19 protein-coding genes are annotated in these 18,485 nt (G+C 57.6%); 12 read left to right on the plus strand and 7 right to left on the minus strand.

Annotated features, from left to right (window positions below):
- Positions 1-15 precede the first annotated feature (15 nt).
- Both gluQRS and dksA read right to left on the minus strand, forming a co-directional pair.
- Positions 16-912 carry a tRNA glutamyl-Q(34) synthetase GluQRS gene (gluQRS, locus tag D8U69_RS12395; protein ID WP_130907402.1) on the minus strand — a complete coding sequence of 299 codons (897 nt, stop codon included), beginning with the start codon at positions 910-912 and terminating at the stop codon, positions 16-18.
- Between the two features lie 203 nt (positions 913-1,115).
- The gene (gene dksA / locus D8U69_RS12400) at positions 1,116-1,559 is read right to left on the minus strand and encodes an RNA polymerase-binding protein DksA (RefSeq protein ID WP_056855619.1); all 444 of its coding nucleotides are present in this window, start codon (positions 1,557-1,559) and stop codon (positions 1,116-1,118) included.
- 334 nt (positions 1,560-1,893) lie between these two features.
- On the opposite strand from dksA, the gene D8U69_RS12405 reads away from it, so the two are divergent.
- Together D8U69_RS12405 and sfsA are read left to right on the plus strand one after the other, a co-directional pair.
- Entirely contained in the window at positions 1,894-3,066 is a 1,173-nt protein-coding gene (locus D8U69_RS12405; RefSeq protein ID WP_130903542.1) for a pyridoxal phosphate-dependent aminotransferase, read from the plus strand.
- Positions 3,066-3,779: a DNA/RNA nuclease SfsA gene (gene sfsA, locus D8U69_RS12410; protein ID WP_130907403.1), complete on the plus strand. Its 714-nt coding sequence runs from the start codon at positions 3,066-3,068 to the stop codon at positions 3,777-3,779. The genes D8U69_RS12405 and sfsA overlap by 1 nt, the downstream gene beginning before the upstream one ends.
- Here the strand turns inward: sfsA and D8U69_RS12415 are convergent.
- Positions 3,776-4,093 (minus strand): Rieske 2Fe-2S domain-containing protein, encoded by a 318-nt coding sequence (locus D8U69_RS12415; protein ID WP_056855616.1) that lies wholly within the window; start codon positions 4,091-4,093, stop codon positions 3,776-3,778. The genes sfsA and D8U69_RS12415 overlap by 4 nt on opposite strands.
- 162 nt (positions 4,094-4,255) lie before the next feature.
- Here D8U69_RS12415 and D8U69_RS12420 point away from each other — a divergent pair, with 162 nt between their 5' ends.
- Positions 4,256-5,128, plus strand: coding sequence for an ABC transporter substrate-binding protein (locus D8U69_RS12420; RefSeq protein WP_130907404.1), 873 nt, complete (start codon positions 4,256-4,258; stop codon positions 5,126-5,128).
- A gap of 300 nt (positions 5,129-5,428) precedes the next feature.
- Here D8U69_RS12420 and D8U69_RS12425 read toward each other — a convergent pair whose 3' ends face one another.
- The 3 genes from D8U69_RS12425 to D8U69_RS12435 all read right to left on the minus strand — a co-directional run bounded on the left by D8U69_RS12425 (position 5,429) and on the right by D8U69_RS12435 (position 7,937).
- Positions 5,429-5,701: a TfoX/Sxy family protein gene (locus tag D8U69_RS12425; RefSeq protein ID WP_056855614.1), complete on the minus strand. Its 273-nt coding sequence runs from the start codon at positions 5,699-5,701 to the stop codon at positions 5,429-5,431.
- Between the two features lie 244 nt (positions 5,702-5,945).
- Positions 5,946-6,290: a pentapeptide repeat-containing protein gene (locus D8U69_RS12430; RefSeq protein ID WP_056855613.1), complete on the minus strand. Its 345-nt coding sequence runs from the start codon at positions 6,288-6,290 to the stop codon at positions 5,946-5,948.
- A gap of 90 nt (positions 6,291-6,380) precedes the next feature.
- Positions 6,381-7,937 (minus strand): bifunctional aminoglycoside phosphotransferase/ATP-binding protein, encoded by a 1,557-nt coding sequence (locus D8U69_RS12435; protein ID WP_056855612.1) that lies wholly within the window; start codon positions 7,935-7,937, stop codon positions 6,381-6,383.
- Positions 7,938-8,053: 116 nt separating this feature from the next.
- Here D8U69_RS12435 and mrcB point away from each other — a divergent pair, with 116 nt between their 5' ends.
- From mrcB to D8U69_RS12450, 3 genes are read left to right on the plus strand one after another with little or no spacing between them, the layout of a single operon-like run.
- Positions 8,054-10,372 (plus strand): penicillin-binding protein 1B, encoded by a 2,319-nt coding sequence (gene mrcB / locus D8U69_RS12440; protein WP_056855611.1) that lies wholly within the window; start codon positions 8,054-8,056, stop codon positions 10,370-10,372.
- 16 nt (positions 10,373-10,388) lie between these two features.
- On the plus strand, positions 10,389-11,123 hold the full coding sequence (locus tag D8U69_RS12445) for a hypothetical protein (protein ID WP_056855610.1): 735 nt from the start codon (positions 10,389-10,391) through the stop codon (positions 11,121-11,123).
- Positions 11,123-11,458 carry a YqcC family protein gene (locus D8U69_RS12450; RefSeq protein ID WP_130907405.1) on the plus strand — a complete coding sequence of 112 codons (336 nt, stop codon included), beginning with the start codon at positions 11,123-11,125 and terminating at the stop codon, positions 11,456-11,458. The genes D8U69_RS12445 and D8U69_RS12450 overlap by 1 nt, the downstream gene beginning before the upstream one ends.
- A gap of 49 nt (positions 11,459-11,507) precedes the next feature.
- Here the strand turns inward: D8U69_RS12450 and D8U69_RS12455 are convergent, their stop codons facing one another.
- A complete protein-coding gene (locus tag D8U69_RS12455; protein WP_130907406.1) occupies positions 11,508-11,930 on the minus strand; it encodes a DUF4124 domain-containing protein in 423 nt (140 codons plus the stop codon).
- A gap of 400 nt (positions 11,931-12,330) precedes the next feature.
- Between D8U69_RS12455 and D8U69_RS12460 the strand changes: the two genes are divergently transcribed.
- The 6 genes from D8U69_RS12460 to msrQ all read left to right on the plus strand — a co-directional run bounded on the left by D8U69_RS12460 (position 12,331) and on the right by msrQ (position 18,311).
- Positions 12,331-14,055 (plus strand): acetolactate synthase 3 large subunit, encoded by a 1,725-nt coding sequence (locus D8U69_RS12460; protein ID WP_130903534.1) that lies wholly within the window; start codon positions 12,331-12,333, stop codon positions 14,053-14,055.
- Between the two features lie 2 nt (positions 14,056-14,057).
- Complete coding sequence (gene ilvN, locus D8U69_RS12465; protein WP_003176102.1) at positions 14,058-14,549, plus strand: acetolactate synthase small subunit; 492 nt, start codon at positions 14,058-14,060, stop codon at positions 14,547-14,549.
- Between the two features lie 45 nt (positions 14,550-14,594).
- Entirely contained in the window at positions 14,595-15,611 is a 1,017-nt protein-coding gene (gene ilvC, locus D8U69_RS12470) for a ketol-acid reductoisomerase (RefSeq protein WP_003228216.1), read from the plus strand.
- A gap of 145 nt (positions 15,612-15,756) precedes the next feature.
- A complete protein-coding gene (gene pssA / locus D8U69_RS12475; protein WP_056855607.1) occupies positions 15,757-16,614 on the plus strand; it encodes a CDP-diacylglycerol--serine O-phosphatidyltransferase in 858 nt (285 codons plus the stop codon).
- Between the two features lie 63 nt (positions 16,615-16,677).
- Entirely contained in the window at positions 16,678-17,691 is a 1,014-nt protein-coding gene (gene msrP / locus D8U69_RS12480; protein ID WP_130907407.1) for a protein-methionine-sulfoxide reductase catalytic subunit MsrP, read from the plus strand.
- Positions 17,691-18,311 carry a protein-methionine-sulfoxide reductase heme-binding subunit MsrQ gene (msrQ, locus tag D8U69_RS12485; RefSeq protein ID WP_130903532.1) on the plus strand — a complete coding sequence of 207 codons (621 nt, stop codon included), beginning with the start codon at positions 17,691-17,693 and terminating at the stop codon, positions 18,309-18,311. The genes msrP and msrQ overlap by 1 nt, the downstream gene beginning before the upstream one ends.
- Positions 18,312-18,485: the final 174 nt, after the last annotated feature.

An 18,485-nucleotide genomic window follows, 5' to 3' on the forward strand; every position in this document is an offset into this window, starting at 1 on the left:
CCACTGCAAGCATGATCACTGTAGTTGTGCCTCGGGAAGGCTCAGTGTGCGCGGGATCAGCGAGGCGTCCCAGTGGGCGATGCCCCAGTCGAGCACTTCCCGTGGTGTGCCATGAACCAGTTCGGCGCCGGGGTTTTGCCCCAGTGCGCGCAAGGCTCGCAGCAACAAAGGTGTGGCCTGGTCTTCCGTCAGCGGTGGCGAACGGTAGGACTTGCCCAGTTTGTTGCCGTCGGGCTGGGTAATCAGCGGGATGTGCAAGTACCGCGGTTGGCGCAAGCCAAGCAGTTCCTGCAAGTAAAGCTGGCGCGGCGTGGAGTCGAGCAGGTCGGCGCCACGCACGATGTCGGTAATGCCTTGCCAGGCATCGTCCAGCACCACCGCCAATTGATAGGCGTAGAGTCCGTCGCGGCGGCGAATGACGAAGTCACCGACGTCCCGCCCCAGGTGTTGGTGAAACTCGCCTTGCACGCGGTCGATGAAGTGGTAATCCAGTTCAGGAACGCGTATTCGGATTGCGGCGTCTTCAGTGCCATGCCCGGCGTTGCGGCACAAACCCGGGTAAATGCCGTGATACGGCTCCAATTGTTTGCGCGAGCACGTACAGGCGTAGGCCAGGCCGTGGTTGAGCAGGCGATTGAGCACTTCAGCGTAGGCGTCGTGACGCTCGCTCTGGCGAACCAGTTCGCCATCCCACTCGAAACCGTAACTTTCCAGCGCCCTGAGTATGGCGGCCTGGGCACCGGGCTCTTCTCGGGGCGGGTCCAGGTCTTCCATGCGCATCAGCCAACGGCCACCCACCGCACGCGCATCCAGGTAAGAAGCCAGTGCCGCGACCAGCGAACCAAAATGCAAATGGCCGCTTGGCGTGGGGGCGAAGCGCCCGATGTAGGTGGGGGAGGTGATGGTGGTCATAAAGCGATGTCGGGCTGTCCAATCGTTTTGAGCATGGCTCGAGCGGCCTTCGCGAGCAAGCTTCGCTCCTACAGGAGATATCGCCAGTCTCTGTAGGAGCGAAGCTTGCTCGCGAAGGCGATTCCGAAGGCGTAACAGGTATCGGCAAATATCGGAAACAAAAACGGAGCGTTCGCACGCTCCGTTTTTCATTCAAGTCGCCATTATTTGCCGACTTGCTTTTCCTTGATTTCCGCGAGGGTCTTGCAGTCAACGCACATGTCGGCCGTAGGGCGGGCTTCCAGGCGCTTGACGCCGATTTCAACGCCGCACGACTCGCACCAGCCATACTCTTCGTCTTCGATCAGTTGCAGCGTCTTGTCGATCTTTTTGATCAACTTGCGCTCACGATCGCGGGCCCGCAGTTCGAGGGCGAACTCTTCTTCCTGGCTGGCACGGTCTGCCGGGTCCGGGAAGTTGGCTGCTTCGTCCTTCATGTGATCAACCGTACGGTCGACTTCCTGCATCAAGTCCTGTTTCCACTTGTTCAGGACCTTGGTGAAATGAGCGCGCATGGGCTTGCCCATGTACTCCTCGCCCGGAACTTCTTTATAGGGTTCGAAGCCGCTGATCGACGGGACTGCCTGTTGCTTTGCTTGGGTGGACATGAAATAGACCGCCTCTACTCTTGTAATCCATCTGCGCAGGATTGCTCCATCACCGACACCTGCCGGCCCTGCGGCTGCAAGCGGGCGAACTTACCAGATCAAATCAGACCGCGCTACTCCCGGATGTCGAGCCCGCGGCCTGTGGCGCTTGCAAATGCTGGCAAAGCGCTGTCTGGTGGGTCTGGAGCGCTGCTCAAATATTGATTTTAGTCAAACCTTGGGCGCTCGCTTGAGTCGTTTTGGGTCTGGGCCATAACGCCTCTGACCGCTTTAGGTTCTCGCTCGTTCCTGCGCTTGGGTAGAATCGATTCTTTTCTTCGTTGAAGGAAGGCCAATGGCTCAGTCCTACAGTGCTCGCAGTCGCGCGATCGAACCTTTTCATGTCATGGCGTTGCTCGCACGGGCCAATGAATTGCAGGCCGCCGGCCACGATGTCATCCACTTGGAAATCGGCGAGCCGGACTTCACTACCGCCGAGCCGATCATTCGTGCGGGGCAAGCCGCGCTGGAGGCAGGCCGGACCCGTTACACCGCGGCCCGTGGCATTCCTGAACTGCGTGAGGCCATTTCGGGCTTTTATCAACAGCGTTACGGGCTGAACATCGACCCGCGCCGCATTCTCATAACGCCCGGGGGTTCCGGTGCCCTGTTGCTGGCCAGTGCCTTGCTGGTCGATCCGGGCAAGCATTGGCTGCTGGCAGACCCGGGATACCCGTGCAACCGACACTTTTTGCGATTGGTCGAAGGCGCGGCGCAATTGGTGCCGGTCGGCCCGGACGTGCGTTATCAATTGACGCCCGGCTTGATCGAGCGGCATTGGGATCATGACAGCGTCGGCGCGCTGGTTGCGTCACCGGCCAATCCGACCGGGACAATACTGACCCGCGATGAGCTGGCCGGGCTGTCTCGCGCGATCAAGGAGCGCCATGGTCACCTGGTGGTGGACGAGATCTACCATGGCCTGACCTATGGCACCGATGCCGCCAGTGTGCTGGAAGTCGACGACAGTGCCTTCGTGCTTAATAGTTTTTCGAAGTATTTCGGCATGACCGGCTGGCGCCTGGGTTGGCTGGTCGCGCCAGAAGCCGCGGTCGGCGAGTTGGAGAAGCTTGCGCAGAACCTGTACATCAGCGCCCCAAGCATGGCTCAACACGCCGCATTGGCCTGCTTCGAGCCGGCGACCATCAGCATTCTCGAAGAGCGTCGTGCCGAATTCGGGCGGCGTCGGGATTTCCTGTTGCCAGCGCTGCGTGAGTTAGGCTTCGGGATTGCCGTCGAGCCGGAAGGTGCCTTCTATTTGTACGCTGATATCAGCAAGTTCGGCGGTGATGCCTTCGCATTCTGCCGCCATTTCCTCGAAACCGAACACGTAGCGTTTACCCCTGGGCTGGATTTCGGTCGCTATCAGGCGGGGCACCATGTGCGGTTTGCTTATACCCAAAGCCTGGAACGCCTGGAGGAAGCGGTGGATCGGATCGCTCGTGGTCTGCGGAGTTGGCAAGGCTGATGCGCTTTCATCCTCCTCTCGAAGAAGGGCGGCTGATACGTCGTTACAAGCGCTTTCTTGCCGATATCGAGACCGTTAGCGGCGAGTTGCTGACTATTCATTGCCCAAACACCGGCTCGATGCTCAATTGTCAGGTCGAAGGCGGGCAAGTCTGGTTCAGCCGCTCCAATGACCCCAAACGCAAATTGCCAGGTACCTGGGAAATTGGTGAGACGCCACATGGCCGGCATTTTTGCGTGAATACCGGTCGGGCCAATGGCTTGATCGAAGAAGCGCTGCGGGCGGGTGTCATCACGGAACTGAACGGTTTTACCGAGCTCAAGCGCGAAGTGGCCTATGGTCAGGAAAAGAGCCGGATCGATTTCCGTCTCGACTACCCCGAAGGGCCGGCCTATGTAGAGGTGAAAAGCGTCACCCTGGGTTTCGGCGGCATCGCCATTGCCGCTTTCCCTGATGCCGTGACCCAGCGCGGGGCCAAACACCTTCGGGAGCTTGCCCACTTGGCTCGAGACGGGATTCGTGCGGTGCAACTGTATTGTGTCAACCTGACCGGGATCGACGCCGTGCGCCCGGCACAAGAAATCGACCCGGTCTACGCGGCGGCGTTACGTGAGGCTGTGGCTTGTGGTGTTGAAGTCCTGGCTTATGGCGTGAGCCTGACCCATGAAGAAATGGTGGTGGATCGACGGCTGGAGGTGCTGTTGGGCGATTAAAGGCTGACCCAGATCCCTTGGCTATCCTCACGGCAGGTAACGCGGGTCAGCGATTGGCCCGCGCAAGGGCCGGACACACATTCGCCATCCTCGATCAAGAACAGCGCGCCGTGGGTGGCGCACTGGATCAAGCTGTTGCTGGGGTCGAGAAACTGGTCAGGCGTCCACTCCAGGCCCACGCCCCGGTGCGGGCAGCGATTGATGTACACATAAACCTGGCCGCCCCGGCGCACGGCAAAGAGTTTCTGGCCATCGATCTCGAAGCCGCGGCTACTGGCATCGGCCAGCTCAACGCCGGCACACAGAAGTTTCATGTTGGTCCTCAGGTCCCGCAATGGTGACCGGATGTGTATGAGCTTGACGTAAAAATGCGAGTGATTATCAAATGACTGACTAGCCGGCCTAGCGGCAGCCAGATGCGCAGGATACTTGGCTTGTCGATTCAGTGCCCGGGAAACCCTAAAAGGAAGCTCTTCATGCGTCTGACTACCCGTGTTGCTGCACTCTGTGTCGGATTCTTCGTTTGCTGTCACGTGACTGCCAACGAGTTGCCCCAGCGCTGGGTGAGTGCGGGGGGAGCGCTGTCCGAGTGGGTGATTGCATTGGGTGGCGAGGCGAAATTGGTGGGGGTCGATACCACCAGTCAACATCCTGAAACCCTCAAGGCACTGCCCAGTATCGGCTATCAACGCCAGCTTTCGGCGGAGGGCATCTTGAGTTTGCGCCCGCAGATATTGGTCGGCACAGAGGAAATGGGGCCGCCGCCGGTGCTGTCGCAGGTTCGCAGTGCGGGTGTGCAGGTCGAATTATTCTCGGCGCAACCGGACCTCTCCACGCTGCAGAATAACCTCCAGCGTTTGGGCAAGTTACTCGGCGCGGAAGACCGGGCTAGTCAATTGCTGGCCACTTATCAACAGGCCCTTGAGCAACAGAAAGTCCGGGTGACCCGTGCACAGCTGACGAAACCATCGCCCGGTGTTCTGATGTTGCTCGGTCATGCAGGTGGCAAGCCGCTGATTGCCGGCAAGGACACCGCTGCCGATTGGCTGCTGCAACGGGCCGGCGGCCACAATCTGGCGACCCACACCGGATACAAACCATTCTCCAACGAGTCGCTGGTGAGCCTGGATCCCGATGTCCTGGTGTTTGCCGACAGGGCATTGAGCGGCAATGCGGCGCGGGCCGCGTTGTTCAAGGAAAACCCGATTCTGGCATCCACTCGTGCCGCCAGGGATGGGCGGGTCATCGAGCTCGATCCAACCTTGCTCGTAGGTGGATTGGGGCCACGTTTACCTGAGGTCCTGAAAAAGCTCGCCGACGAGTTCTATCCCGAAACAGACATTCATTAAGTCGTGTGACTTTTCCAAGGCAAAAAAAGACCCGGCAAGAGCCGGGTCAAATAACCGTGATTAGCCTGATGAGGAGATAATCTGAGAGTCCGAACCAAGGGCTATTCAGAAAATCGACCAGTCTCGCGACCAGTTGTGATAATCATAGCGATTCTCATTAGCGAGTCAACATCTGATTACCCGTTTTCCAGCCTGTTGATGAGCTTTCGATGTAAGTCATTGAAATAGCGGGCTTTGGTCGATCGTTTTGATGAGTTAATTTTTCATTGGCTTGATTCCAAGGGAAGCGACAGCCGTCATTCAGCTCTTGTGGCGTGAAGAAATAGCCTCCAATTGTTTGTTCAGGGCTTCTTTGCGTTCGGCAGGAATGTCATTCCAGTGCACATCCATCAGGGCCCCTTCGATTGCATACAACAACACCTTGGAAGCCCTGAAGCCGCGCGTGCGCACGGCCCGATAAGCATCCACCGCCCCGAGGCGACGCAAGTCAGAGGCACTGTGGATGCCCACGGCATGCAGCCACTGCGCCGACGTCTTGCCAAGATTTTTCAGGTGTTGCAGTTCATCATTCATCAAGCCTCCTTGCGATGGCCGAATGGTGCGTGGGCAAGCTTCTGAGGAGTGTAGCCATCAGCAGGAAAAGCGTTATCGTTTGGTCGTTTTCGACGCAAAAGCTTCTAAGCGTCGTTGAAAAAGCACGCGGATAAAATCCGCGAAACGGGCAGGAAGCAGCGGGGAACAGCTGGAAATCAGAGGAAATACACCTGAAGTCCAGCGCAAGGCGGGGGCGCTGGACTTGTCAATTTACGCACGGGATTCAGCGTGTGCGATAACGCAATCGGGTACCGAAGTTCATCGACATCAGAATTTCGTCAGCGCTGAGTTCCGCTGGAAAGTAGGCGCCGGAAATCTGTGCATGGGCCAGGCTCGCGCCTTCAAGCGAAGCCTTGCGAAAATCGATGCCACGCAAATCGGCGGATCGAAAATAAGCATCGGTGAAGTCGATACCATCAGCATTGAGTTCGCGCAGATCCAGGCCTCGGAAATCGCCTCCGACCATGTCGATCGGTCCTTCCTTTGGTCGTTCGTTATTGAATCCTGTGATGTCGTCCTTGTGCAGCAAGGCATACAGCGGGGTGTCGAGAAGTTTCGGCTGGCTCATGTCGCATCACCTGTTGGTTTTATGACGCCAGTATAGTGCCACTATTTGACAGCCGTGAAGCCGCAGAGGGCTTCACGACCGAAATACTTTTTACAGCCCCGGAAGGCGTTGGCGAATCTGCTCTACCACGGTGTCAAGCGTCCCGCTTTCATTGGTCTGGACGCGTTTGCTGCAGAGAATTTCCGCTGGCGTGAGGGCTTCGCGACTGGCTTGTTGAGCCTCGATAACGGCCAATGTCGCGTCGGATGGATCAGATTTCTCGGCCTGACGTTGTTGCAGCCAGCTTTCGATGACAGCTTGAGGGGCATTGCAATCCAGAATCAGGAACGGTGCGCCAGTCGCTTCTGCCACCTTTGCTGCACTGTCACGTTGATCGTGCTTTAGGTAGGTCGCATCAACCACCACCGGGAAACCGGCGTGCAGAATCACCGCAGCAATTTCATGCAGGCGCTGGTACGTGGCGGTACTGGCTTCGCTACTGTAGATGCCTGCCTGCAGATCGTTCGCCATCGTCTGTTCACCAAACAGGCGTTTGCGTTCTACGTCGGAGCGCAGGCGAATGGCGCCCAGTGCTTCCACCAGACGCATGGCCACATGGCTTTTGCCTACTGCGGAGACGCCGTGGGTGATGGCCATGAAACGGGAAGGAATGGTGCTGTAGCTTTCCGCCAGGTTGGCGTAATTGCGGTACTGGCGCAGGCTGGTGGCACGTTGCACCGGCGTTGCATCGGCCGGCATGCTGAACAGTGCGACCTTGGCGCGCACCAGCGCACGGTAGGCTTTATAGAAGTTCAGCAGTTCCAGGCCCTGATAATCGCCAGTCAGTTCCAGGTATTGGCTGATGAAACGCCGTGCCAGGCATTTAAGGCCACGGTCTTCCAGGTCCATCGCCAGGAAAGCGCTGTCGGCGTAAACATCGGTGAAGCGGAAGGGCTCGTTGAACTCGATGCAGTCGAAGATCACGACCTTGCCGTCGATCACCGTGGCGTTACCCAAATGGATGTCACCATGGCATTCGCGGATGAAGCCATCTGCCTTGCGTTGCACGAGCAGTGGCTTGAGGCGTTCGAAGCTGCTTTCGGCCCAGGCTTGCAGGGCGTCGAGTTGTTGAAGGTCAGCCTTGTCGCTGATGAACGGCAGGATTTGTTCGAAGTTCTGGCGCACGGGGGCCATCACGCTGTCGGGGGTGCCGGCTTCATGTTCCGCCGGGACTTTCGGTGCGTTGAGGTGGAAGCGAGCAATCTGGGCTGCCATCTCATCGATGTGTGCGGTAGTCAGTTCGCCGTTGGCTTGCAGGGTGCTGAGCAAGCCGGTCTGGGGGAACTGGCGCATTTTCAGCACGTATTCGATGGCCGGGCCATCCCCGCCCAATTGAGGTGCTTCGGCACTGCCGGTAATCGGCAATACTTCAAGATAAAGATCGTCAGTCAGGCGCTGGTTCAAGCGCAGCTCTTCGCCACAGAAGTGCTTGCGGGCTTCGAGGGTCGTGAAGTCGAGGAAGCCGAAATTCATCGGTTTCTTCACTTTATATGCAAAGTCGCCAGTCAGCAGTACCCAGGAAATGTGGGTTTCGATGAGCTGGAACCCGTCTACGGAGTGCGGGTAGAGGGCCGGGTTTTGCAGGGCGGCGATCAGGGACTGGCTCACAGGCGATCCTTCAGAGTCTGGAAAAATTTCAGGTCGCTATTATGGCGGCTAGCCAGCCTAACGCAAACTCGGAGGGCTCCTGTTGGGGACGAATAAAGTGCGTATAATCCGCCGCCATGACTCGTACCCGATCCCCCCGTACCCCTAAAAAACCACCTTCCCGAGGCTTGCGGCCTTGGCTGGGCTGGGCCCTTAAACTCAGTCTGGTCGGCCTGGTAGTGCTGGCCGGATTCGCGGTTTACCTCGATGCCGTCGTGCAGGAGAAGTTTTCCGGCAAGCGCTGGACCATTCCGGCGAAGGTATACGCGCGCCCGCTCGAGCTGTTCGTCGGACAAAAGCTGAGTCGCGACGACTTTCTTACCGAGCTCGATGCTTTGGGCTATCGCCGTGAAAGTGTGAGCAATGGCCCCGGCGCTGCGGCGGTCAACGGTAATACTGTTGATTTGAATACCCGTGGTTTCCAGTTTTATGAAGGCATGGAACAGGCGCAGCCGGTGCGTGTGCGTTTCTCCGGCGACTATGTGGCCGAACTCTCGGCGACGAACGGTTCGAAGCTTTCGGTAGTGCGCCTGGAGCCGCTGCTGATCGGCGGGATTTATCCGAAGAACCTCGAAGACCGCATTCTGATCAAAATCGATCAAGTCCCGCCCTATTTGCTGGAAACCCTGGTCGCGGTGGAAGATCGGGATTTCTATAGCCATTGGGGCGTGTCGCCCAAGTCGATTGCGCGAGCTGTCTACGTCAACACTTCTGGCGGCAAGATGACTCAGGGCGGCAGTACGCTCACGCAACAACTGGTCAAGAATTTCTACCTGACCAGCGAACGCAGCCTGAGTCGTAAACTCACCGAAGCCATGATGGCGATGTTGCTCGAGTTGCATTACGACAAACGGGAAATTCTTGAGGCCTACCTCAATGAAGTGTTCGTCGGTCAAGACGGTCAGCGCGCTGTGCACGGTTTCGGTCTGGCCAGCCAGTTTTTCTTCGGGCAGCCATTGTCCGAACTGAAGCTGCATCAAGTCGCGATGCTGGTAGGCATGGTCAAGGGGCCTTCCTATTACAACCCGCGTCGCAATCCTGAGCGGGCACTCGAGCGGCGCAATCTGGTGCTGGACGTGCTTGAACAACAAGGTGTTGCCAGTGCCGAGCAAGTCGCCGCCGCGAAAAAAATGCCGTTGGGCGTGACAACGCGAGGCAAGCTGGCGGACAGCTCGTTCCCTGGCTTCCTTGATCTGGTCAAGCGTCAACTGCGTGAAGACTATCGCGACGAAGACTTGACCGAAGAAGGCCTGCGCATCTTCACCAGTTTTGACCCGATCCTGCAGATGAAGGCCGAAGCGTCGGTCAACGACACCTTCAAGCGTCTTTCCGGGCGCAAAGGATCTGACGACGTCGAGGCGGCCATGGTCGTGACCAATCCGGAAACCGGTGAGGTTCAGGCCATGATTGGCAGTCGCCAGGCCAGTTTTGCCGGTTTCAACCGGGCACTGGATGCTGTGCGACCTATCGGCTCGTTGATCAAGCCAGCGGTGTATCTGACAGCGCTTGAGAAACCCAGCCAGTACACATTGACCAGTTGGCTGTCGGACGAATACTTTTCGGTCAAAGGGGCGGATGGCCAGGTCTGGAAGCCGCAAAACTATGATCGTCGTTCTCACGGCACGGTCTTCCTTTATCAAGGTCTGGCGCATTCCTACAACCTGTCGACTGCGCGTCTCGGTCTGGCGGTGGGTGTGCCCAATGTCCTCAAGACTTTAGGGCGCCTGGGCGTAAGCCGCGAATTTCCGGCCTTCCCGTCGATGTTGCTGGGGGCTGGCGGCATGACGCCGATTGAAGTCGCGACCATGTATCAGACACTCGCCAACGGTGGCTTCAATACGCCGATGCGCGGGATTCGCAGCGTGCTGACGGCGGAGGGGGAGCCGCTCAAGCGTTACCCTTTCCAGATTCAGCAGCGTTTCGACCCGGCTTCGATTTATCTGATCCAGAGCGCCATGCAGCGGGTCATGCGGGAAGGCACCGGCAGTTCGGTTTACAACGTGTTACCGAAAACCTTGACCCTGGCGGGCAAGACGGGGACCAGTAACGACTCCCGAGACAGTTGGTTCGCTGGCTTCAGTCAGGACTTGCTGGCGGTGGTCTGGTTGGGGCGCGATGACAATGGCAAGACGCCATTCACCGGCGCTACCGGCGCATTGCAGGTCTGGACCAGCTTCATGCGCAAGGCAGACCCACTTCCCCTGGACATGCCGCAGCCGGACAATATCGTTCAGGCCTGGGTTGATTCGCGAACCGGACAAGGCTCCGATGCCGGTTGCCCAGGTGCCGTGCAGATGCCGTATATTCGCGGCAGCGAACCGCCTCCCGGTGCCGCTTGTGGGGGTGAAAACCCTGCAGAGACGGTGATGGATTGGGTCAAGGGCTGGATGAATTAAGCAAAGAGGGTTTCAAGTGAACAAGTGGTTGATTCCAGCGGTTACCGCCGTGGCTTTGCTCAGCGGTTGTTCTTCAGTGCAGCGTGGTTCGATTCCGGTTGTGGATTCCGGTACCGCGGTTTCCAACAGCGAGCGCGTTTCCGCGAACGGCGGTTATCGCCAGACGACGGTGAAGCGTCCCGTGCAATCGCAAACACAGGCGATTCCACAAGGCGATACCGGTGTGGTTGTGATGATCCCGGGCGGGGGCGCAACGACGTCGACACCGATCAGCACCACACCGATTACTCCTGGGCCGATCACGCCAGGGCCGATTGATACATCGCCGGTTCAATCTGCGCCGGTCAATCAGGGCAGCTACAGCATGCCGTCGACGCCGAGCGGAATTCCGTCGGCGAGTTCTGGTGGCCTGTCCGCCGACGAGCAATTGGACGGCCCGGTCCTTGCGTTGCTGACCACTGCTCAGCAACAACAGGCTGGCGGCGACCTGAACGGTGCGTCCTCGAGCCTGGAGCGCGCCCAACGAGTAGCCCCGCGTGAACCTCAAGTGCTTTATCGCCTGGCGCAAGTGCGCATGGCCCAAGGTGATGCCGCGCAAGCCGAGCAATTCGCCCGTCGTGGCCTGACCTTCGCCAATGGCCGTCCGGCTCTTCAAGCCAGCCTCTGGGAGCTGATCGCTCAGGCTCGCGAGAAACAGGGTGATTCCTCGGGTGCGGCACTGGCCCGTCAGAAAGCCAAGGTTACGTCGTAATGGACGCACGTTTTCTCCAGATCGCCGATCAGTTGCTGCTGATCGAGCGAGAGCTGCGGATACAAGGGTGGTGGGACGACGTTCGGCCATCCGCCGAAGCGCTTTCCAGCGTGGAACCCTTTTCGGTCGATACGCTGGACTTCGAACAATGGCTGCAGTGGATTTTCCTGCCGCGCATGAAAGCGATCCTCGAGCAGGACCTGCCGTTGCCGAATGCTTCAGGGATTCAGGAAATGGCCGAAATGGTCTTCGCTGGACGCAATGTCCAGGGCCGGGATCGCCAGTTGCAAGTGCTGCTCAAAGAGTTTGATCAACTGATCACCGCGGCCCGCTGACCCCACCGCCCATTGCAGGAGCCGGACCAAACTCGGCTCCTGCAGGCGTTCACTGGCAGTTGTCCGCGATCTGTTTCTGCGTTTCGCCGATGCGCTCTTGCCGCTGTGCATCGTCCAGACGGCGCAACTGTCCTTCCACTTCCTCCCTGAGTCGCGGATTGTTCTGCAACTGCGCAAGATTCGTTCGCGCCTGCTCACAAAACACTTTCAACTGTTCCTGCTGCTCGGCAACCTGCTTCTTGACGCTGTTGTCGATGGCCTGTTGATTGCCGATGGCGCCGCCGTTGGCGGGGATGGGTGGTTTGCCCGGCGATGAAGCGGGGGTGACAATGGTCGTGGCTGGCAGGCCTGGGGGCGGCTGGCCATCGAAATGGGTAACGCCTTGGGCGTCGACCCATTTATAAATCTGCGCGGCCATGGCCGCCGGGCTGAGGACGACCAACAGGCCGGCGATGAAGAAGTGCGTACGCATGCCAATTCCTAGTCAAAAGTTGCGCAATTGAAGCTAACACACATGGGATTTATAGGTTTTTTCTTGCGTTCTCATGCGGTTACTAGAATAAAGCACATAGACGGCTTGACTTGCGAAGGGCGAAACAGAAGAATCCAAAGTCCGCTGTACAGGGACTGCCAGAAGCAGACCCTCTCAGCAGATCATGAGGCGCACATCCGCGCCGACCTGTTACACCCGCAACGCGTTACCTCGCGCTGGGTGGGAGAAGCCCGCAACACTTGGGACGATCCCAATACTTGCTCAGTCAGTGCTGACGTAGTCGGCGACCACCGTCGCTCATGCTCTGCAGAGAAGTAAACCTATTAAGACCCGTCCCATTTTTCGTGGGCGGTATTCTGGCGTTTTAGAGGTGAGCAACGTGGAGCTTTTATCTGGCGGTGAGATGCTCGTCCGCTTCTTGCGTGACGAAGGCGTCAAATATATCTACGGGTACCCGGGTGGTGCTCTTCTTCATGTCTACGATGCCCTGTTCAAAGAACCGGAAGTGACCCACATCCTGGTTCGTCACGAGCAAGCGGCTACCCATATGGCTGACGGCTACGCCCGTGCCACCGGTAAAGCCGGTGTGGTACTGGTGACGTCCGGTCCTGGCGCTACAAACGCCATCACCGGTATTGCCACCGCCTACATGGACTCCATTCCGATGGTGGTTATTTCCGGCCAGGTGCCGAGCACCATGGTCGGTACCGACGCCTTCCAGGAAACCGACATGATCGGTATTTCCCGGCCGATCGTGAAGCACAGCTTCATGATCAAGCATGCGTCGGAAATCCCGGAAGTCATGAAGAAAGCTTTCTACCTGGCGCAATCCGGTCGTCCTGGTCCGGTCGTTGTCGATATTCCGAAAGACATGACCAACCCGGCCGAGAAGTTCGAATACGTCTTCCCGAAAAAAGCCAAGTTGCGCTCCTACAGCCCGGCCGTTCGCGGTCACTCCGGGCAAATCCGCAAGGCAGCAGAAATGCTCCTGGCGGCCAAGCGTCCTGTGTTGTACTCGGGCGGTGGCGTGATTCTCGGTGGTGGCTCCGCGCCGCTGACCGAGCTGGCGAAAATGCTTAACCTGCCAGTGACCAATACCCTGATGGGCCTGGGCGGTTTCCCTGGTACGGATCGTCAGTTCATCGGCATGCTGGGCATGCACGGCAGCTACACCGCCAACCTGGCGATGCACCACGCTGACGTGATCCTGGCTGTCGGCGCACGGTTTGACGACCGCGTGATCAACGGCGCCTCCAAGTTCTGCCCGAATGCCAAGATCATTCACATCGACATCGACCCGGCTTCGATTTCCAAGACCATCAAGGCCGATGTGCCAATCGTTGGCCCGGTCGAGAGCGTCCTGACCGAAATGGTCGCGATCCTCAAGGAAATTGGCGAGACCCCGAACAAGGAGTCCGTTGCCAGCTGGTGGAAGCAGATCGACGAGTGGCGCGGTGATCGTGGCCTGTTCCCTTATGACAAGGGTGACGGCAGCGTCATCAAGCCGCAGGCCGTGATCGAGACCCTTTGCGAAGTGACCAAGGGCAATGCCTTTGTTGCTTCTGACGTGGGTCAGCATCAGATGTTCGCGGCGCAGTACTACAAGTTCAACAAGCCGAACCGCTGGATCAACTCCGGCGGCCTGGGCACCATGGGCTTCGGTTTTCCGGCGGCCATGGGCATCAAGTTGAGCTTTCCGGATGATGACGTCGCCTGCGTAACGGGCGAGGGCAGCATCCAGATGAACATTCAGGAGTTGTCGACCTGCCTGCAATACGGTTTGCCGGTAAAGATCGTCATCCTGAACAACGGTGTACTGGGCATGGTTCGCCAGTGGCAGGACATGAGCTATGGCAGCCGCCACTCTCACTCCTACATGGAGTCGCTGCCTGATTTCGTCAAGCTGGCAGAGGCTTATGGTCACGTTGGCGTGCGCATCACCGATTCGAAAGATTTGAAGTCGAAGATGGAAGAAGCGTTTGCCATGAAGGATCGCCTGGTAGTGATCGATATTTCGGTCGACACCAGCGAGCACGTCTATCCGATGCAGATCAAAGACGGCTCCATGCGCGATATGTGGCTGAGCAAGACGGAGCGTACTTAATCATGCGGCACATTATTTCCTTGCTTCTGGAAAACGAACCGGGCGCTTTGTCTCGTGTGGTTGGTCTGTTCTCGCAGCGCAACTACAACATCGAAAGCCTGACCGTGGCACCAACCGAAGACCCGACCCTGTCGCGTCTGACGTTGACCACTGTCGGTCACGATGAGGTCATTGAGCAGATCACCAAGAACCTCAACAAACTGATCGAAGTAGTCAAACTGGTCGACCTGTCGGAAAGCGCGCACATCGAGCGCGAGCTGATGCTGGTCAAGGTCAAGGCTACCGGTGCCCAGCGCGCCGAGATCAAACGCACCACCGATATTTATCGTGGACAGATCGTCGATGTCAGTGCCAGCGTGTATACCGTTCAATTGACCGGTACCAGCGACAAGCTCGACAGCTTCATTCAGTCCATTGGCACCGCCTCGATTCTGGAGACCGTCCGCAGTGGCGTCACCGGTATTGCCCGCGGCGACAAAGTACTCAGCATCTAAACCAAATTAGCGAATGGCCTGAACGGCCTGATATAGGGGAAATTCATGAAAGTTTTCTACGATAAAGACTGCGACCTGTCGATCATCCAGGGCAAGAAAGTTGCCATCATCGGTTACGGTTCCCAAGGCCACGCTCAGGCGTGCAACCTGAAAGACTCCGGCGTTGACGTTACCGTTGGCCTGCGTAAAGGTTCGGCCACCGTTGCCAAGGCTGAAGCTCATGGCCTGAAAGTGACTGACGTTGCTTCCGCTGTTGCAGCTGCCGACCTGGTCATGATCCTGACCCCGGACGAGTTCCAGTCCTCCCTGTACAAGAACGAAATCGAGCCGAACATCAAGAAGGGCGCTACCCTGGCCTTCTCCCACGGTTTCGCGATCCACTACAACCAGGTAGTGCCACGCGCTGACCTCGACGTGATCATGATCGCGCCGAAGGCTCCAGGTCACACCGTACGTTCCGAATTCGTGAAAGGCGGCGGTATCCCTGACCTGATCGCTATCTACCAGGATGCTTCGGGCAACGCCAAAAACGTTGCACTGTCCTACGCCGCTGGCGTTGGTGGCGGTCGTACCGGCATCATCGAAACCACCTTCAAGGACGAGACTGAAACCGACCTGTTCGGCGAGCAAGCCGTTCTGTGCGGCGGTACCGTTGAACTGGTTAAAGCCGGTTTCGAAACCCTGGTTGAAGCTGGCTACGCGCCGGAAATGGCCTACTTCGAATGCTTGCACGAACTGAAGCTGATCGTTGACCTCATGTACGAAGGCGGTATCGCCAACATGAACTACTCGATCTCCAACAACGCCGAATACGGCGAGTACGTGACTGGCCCGGAAGTCATCAACGCCGAATCCCGTCAGGCCATGCGCAATGCCCTGAAACGCATTCAGGACGGCGAATACGCCAAGATGTTCATCAGCGAAGGCGCTACCGGCTATCCTTCGATGACCGCCAAGCGTCGTAACAACGCCGCTCACGGTATCGAGATCATCGGCGAGCAACTGCGCTCCATGATGCCGTGGATCGGTGCCAACAAGATCGTCGACAAAGCCAAAAACTAAGTCTGACACTTGTACGAAAAACGCGGCTTAGGCCGCGTTTTTTCGTTTGGATCGCCGGTTCTGGTATAAAGCTGCATCGTTTGCGATGCGAACCGCTGTCGCAGACACCTGTCGAAACTTTCCACCCCGTTGCAAGGTATTGTCCATGAGCGAACGTCCCGAAGAGCCAAACCAGGCCTCTGACGCCGAAAGCCTGCTGCCCATCGATGAACATATCGAAGAAGGGCACGACGCTGAAGGCCGTAAAGTCCGGCATCGTGGTATCTATCTTTTGCCGAATCTGTTTACCACTGCGAACCTGTTCGCAGGTTTCTATTCCATCATCAACTCGATGAGCGCGCAGGCCGCCTTGAGCGCCGGCGACTCGGTCAGCGCAAGCAAGTACTTCGCTTTCGCTGCCATCGCGATCTTTGTCGCCATGGTGCTTGACGGCCTGGATGGTCGTGTTGCCCGCATGACCAACACCCAGAGTGCGTTCGGTGCCGAGTACGACTCGCTGTCGGACATGGTCGCTTTCGGTGTGGCGCCGGCATTGCTGGCATTTGGTTGGGCGCTGGGCGACATGGGCAAGGTTGGCTGGATGGTCGCCTTCATATATGTAGCGGGCGCTGCGTTGCGTCTGGCGCGCTTCAACACTCAGGTCGGCACCGCCGACAAGCGCTATTTCATCGGTCTGGCCAGCCCGGCTGCCGCCGGAGTCGTGGCGGGTATTGTTTGGGCGTTCAGCGATTACGGCATTCAGGGCTCCAAGATGTCCTTCCTGGTGGCGTTGATGGTGGCAGCGGCGGGCATGCTGATGGTCAGCAACATCAAGTACAACAGCTTCAAGGAGCTGGACCTGAAAGGACGCGTACCTTTCGTGGCTATCCTCGCTGTCGTGCTGGTGTTCGCAGTCGTGTTCAGTGATCCTCCGCGCATTCTGCTGCTGGTGTTCCTCGCCTATGCGGCTTCCGGACCGGTGCAGTACTTGTTACATCTTCGTCGGCGCAAAAGCGTCGAGTGATGTAATTTCCCTCATACTCCGCAGACTGTTGGTGCATCTGTTCTCCAATGCTGCGGAGTAGCCATGCTGATCAAAATCCCCAAAGCGTCCGATTGCCATGAATCGGACGTCACGCCTGAATCTATTTATCTTTCTCGACGCACTGTGTTGGGCGCTGCTGCTGCCGGATTGGCTGTGGGCGCTCTGCCTCAATGGGCAGTGGCTGATGAGGCGGCGCGTTATCCGGATGTGGAGCCTGGCAAGGCGCCTTCCTGGTTCAGCGAAAAGCTTCCTTCGACCAAGTGGGGGGCGGTCAATGTCAGGGATGAGGCAATAACCCCCTTCAAGGATGCGACCCATTACAACAACTTTTATGAGTTCGGTGCCGACAAGGGCGATCCGGCTGCCAATGCCGGCACCCTGAAGACTGAACCGTGGACGGTGATCGTGGACGGGGAGGTGGGCAAGCCGGGACGGTATGCGCTGGAAGACTTCATGAAGCCTTATCAGTTGGAGGAGCGCATTTACCGACTTCGCTGCGTTGAGGCGTGGTCCATGGTGATTCCCTGGATAGGCTTCCCGATATCGGCTTTGCTCAGCCAGGTCGAGCCAACGTCAAAGGCCAGGTTCATTCGCTTTGAAACTCTGCAGGATCCCAAGAGCATGCCGGGGCAGCGCTCTGGTTTTGCCTTGATTGACTGGCCTTATGTGGAAGGACTTCGACTGGATGAGGCGATGAATCCTTTGGCGATACTGGCGGTGGGGATGTACGGGCGCGAATTGCCGAACCAGAACGGAGCGCCGCTGCGTTTGGTAGTGCCGTGGAAGTACGGGTTCAAAAGCATCAAGTCCATTGTGCGCATCAGTCTGGTGAGCGAGCAGCCCAAAACCACTTGGCAGAGTATTGCCTCGGACGAATATGGTTTCTATGCGAACGTGAATCCTGCGGTTGACCACCCACGCTGGACGCAGGCGCGTGAGCGACGCTTGCCAAGTGGTCTGTTCAAGCCGAATGTGCGGGACACGCAAATGTTCAACGGCTATGCGGACGAAGTTGCTTCTCTATATACAGGGCTCGATCTGCGGAAGAATTACTGATGCGATATCCGCTTTGGCGTATTGGCGTTTTCATTGCGGCGATGGTGTGGCCCCTGCTCTGGTTGTATCAGGCTTGGGAGGATGTGTTGGGGCCGGACCCTGGCAAAGTGCTGGTCGACCGGTTGGGATTGGGAACGCTTGTCCTCTTGCTTATTACATTAAGTATGACGCCACTGCAGAAACTCACAGGTTGGGCGGGGTGGATTGCTGTCCGGCGTCAGCTGGGTCTTTGGTGCTTCTGTTATGTCGTACTGCACTTGAGCGCCTATTTGGCATTTATTCTGGGGTTTGACTGGTCGCAATTGGGCGTCGAGTTGCGCAAGCGTCCTTACATCATTGTTGGTGCGCTAGGTTTTCTGTGTTTGCTGGCACTGGCTGTGACTTCCAATCGATACAGTCAAAGAAGGTTGGGTGTTCGTTGGAAGAAGTTGCATCGTCTGGTGTATGTGATTCTGGGGCTTGGATTGCTGCATATGCTGTGGATCGTGCGTGCCGATCTGAAGGAGTGGGCGATCTATGCCGTTATAGGTGTGTTGCTGCTAGTGCTGCGCCTACCGCCGTTGGCACGCCGAATCCCACGATTAATGACAAAAAAGGCCTCTTCTGCCAAAAAGGCGTAAATAGTGGTTGACGGCAGATCTCAGGTGTCTATAATTCGCCCCACTTCCGGCGCAGTCGAAACGGAAAACTCCTTGATAAACAAAGAGTTACGCAGTTTTCGACAGCGAGTTGCTTCAGATCATCGAAGCCAGAAGGAAGTTGAAAAAAGAGGTGTTGACAGCAGCGTGTAACGC

Source organism: Pseudomonas sp. Sample_16 (assembly GCF_004307665.1).
In the GTDB taxonomy this organism is placed as follows: domain Bacteria; phylum Pseudomonadota; class Gammaproteobacteria; order Pseudomonadales; family Pseudomonadaceae; genus Aquipseudomonas.

What these genes read in the sequence shown, in the direction of transcription:
- gluQRS (WP_130907402.1), bottom strand. Translation starts at nt 912, where the DNA reads ATGACCACCATCACCTCCCCCACCTACATCGGGCGCTTCGCCCCCACG.
- dksA (WP_056855619.1), bottom strand. Translation starts at nt 1,559, where the DNA reads ATGTCCACCCAAGCAAAGCAACAGGCAGTCCCGTCGATCAGCGGCTTC.
- D8U69_RS12405 (WP_130903542.1), top strand. Translation starts at nt 1,894, where the DNA reads ATGGCTCAGTCCTACAGTGCTCGCAGTCGCGCGATCGAACCTTTTCAT.
- sfsA (WP_130907403.1), top strand. Translation starts at nt 3,066, where the DNA reads ATGCGCTTTCATCCTCCTCTCGAAGAAGGGCGGCTGATACGTCGTTAC.
- D8U69_RS12415 (WP_056855616.1), bottom strand. Translation starts at nt 4,093, where the DNA reads ATGAAACTTCTGTGTGCCGGCGTTGAGCTGGCCGATGCCAGTAGCCGC.
- D8U69_RS12420 (WP_130907404.1), top strand. Translation starts at nt 4,256, where the DNA reads ATGCGTCTGACTACCCGTGTTGCTGCACTCTGTGTCGGATTCTTCGTT.
- D8U69_RS12425 (WP_056855614.1), bottom strand. Translation starts at nt 5,701, where the DNA reads ATGAATGATGAACTGCAACACCTGAAAAATCTTGGCAAGACGTCGGCG.
- D8U69_RS12430 (WP_056855613.1), bottom strand. Translation starts at nt 6,290, where the DNA reads ATGAGCCAGCCGAAACTTCTCGACACCCCGCTGTATGCCTTGCTGCAC.
- mrcB (WP_056855611.1), top strand. Translation starts at nt 8,054, where the DNA reads ATGACTCGTACCCGATCCCCCCGTACCCCTAAAAAACCACCTTCCCGA.
- D8U69_RS12450 (WP_130907405.1), top strand. Translation starts at nt 11,123, where the DNA reads ATGGACGCACGTTTTCTCCAGATCGCCGATCAGTTGCTGCTGATCGAG.
- D8U69_RS12455 (WP_130907406.1), bottom strand. Translation starts at nt 11,930, where the DNA reads ATGCGTACGCACTTCTTCATCGCCGGCCTGTTGGTCGTCCTCAGCCCG.
- ilvN (WP_003176102.1), top strand. Translation starts at nt 14,058, where the DNA reads ATGCGGCACATTATTTCCTTGCTTCTGGAAAACGAACCGGGCGCTTTG.
- ilvC (WP_003228216.1), top strand. Translation starts at nt 14,595, where the DNA reads ATGAAAGTTTTCTACGATAAAGACTGCGACCTGTCGATCATCCAGGGC.
- pssA (WP_056855607.1), top strand. Translation starts at nt 15,757, where the DNA reads ATGAGCGAACGTCCCGAAGAGCCAAACCAGGCCTCTGACGCCGAAAGC.
- msrP (WP_130907407.1), top strand. Translation starts at nt 16,678, where the DNA reads ATGCTGATCAAAATCCCCAAAGCGTCCGATTGCCATGAATCGGACGTC.
- msrQ (WP_130903532.1), top strand. Translation starts at nt 17,691, where the DNA reads ATGCGATATCCGCTTTGGCGTATTGGCGTTTTCATTGCGGCGATGGTG.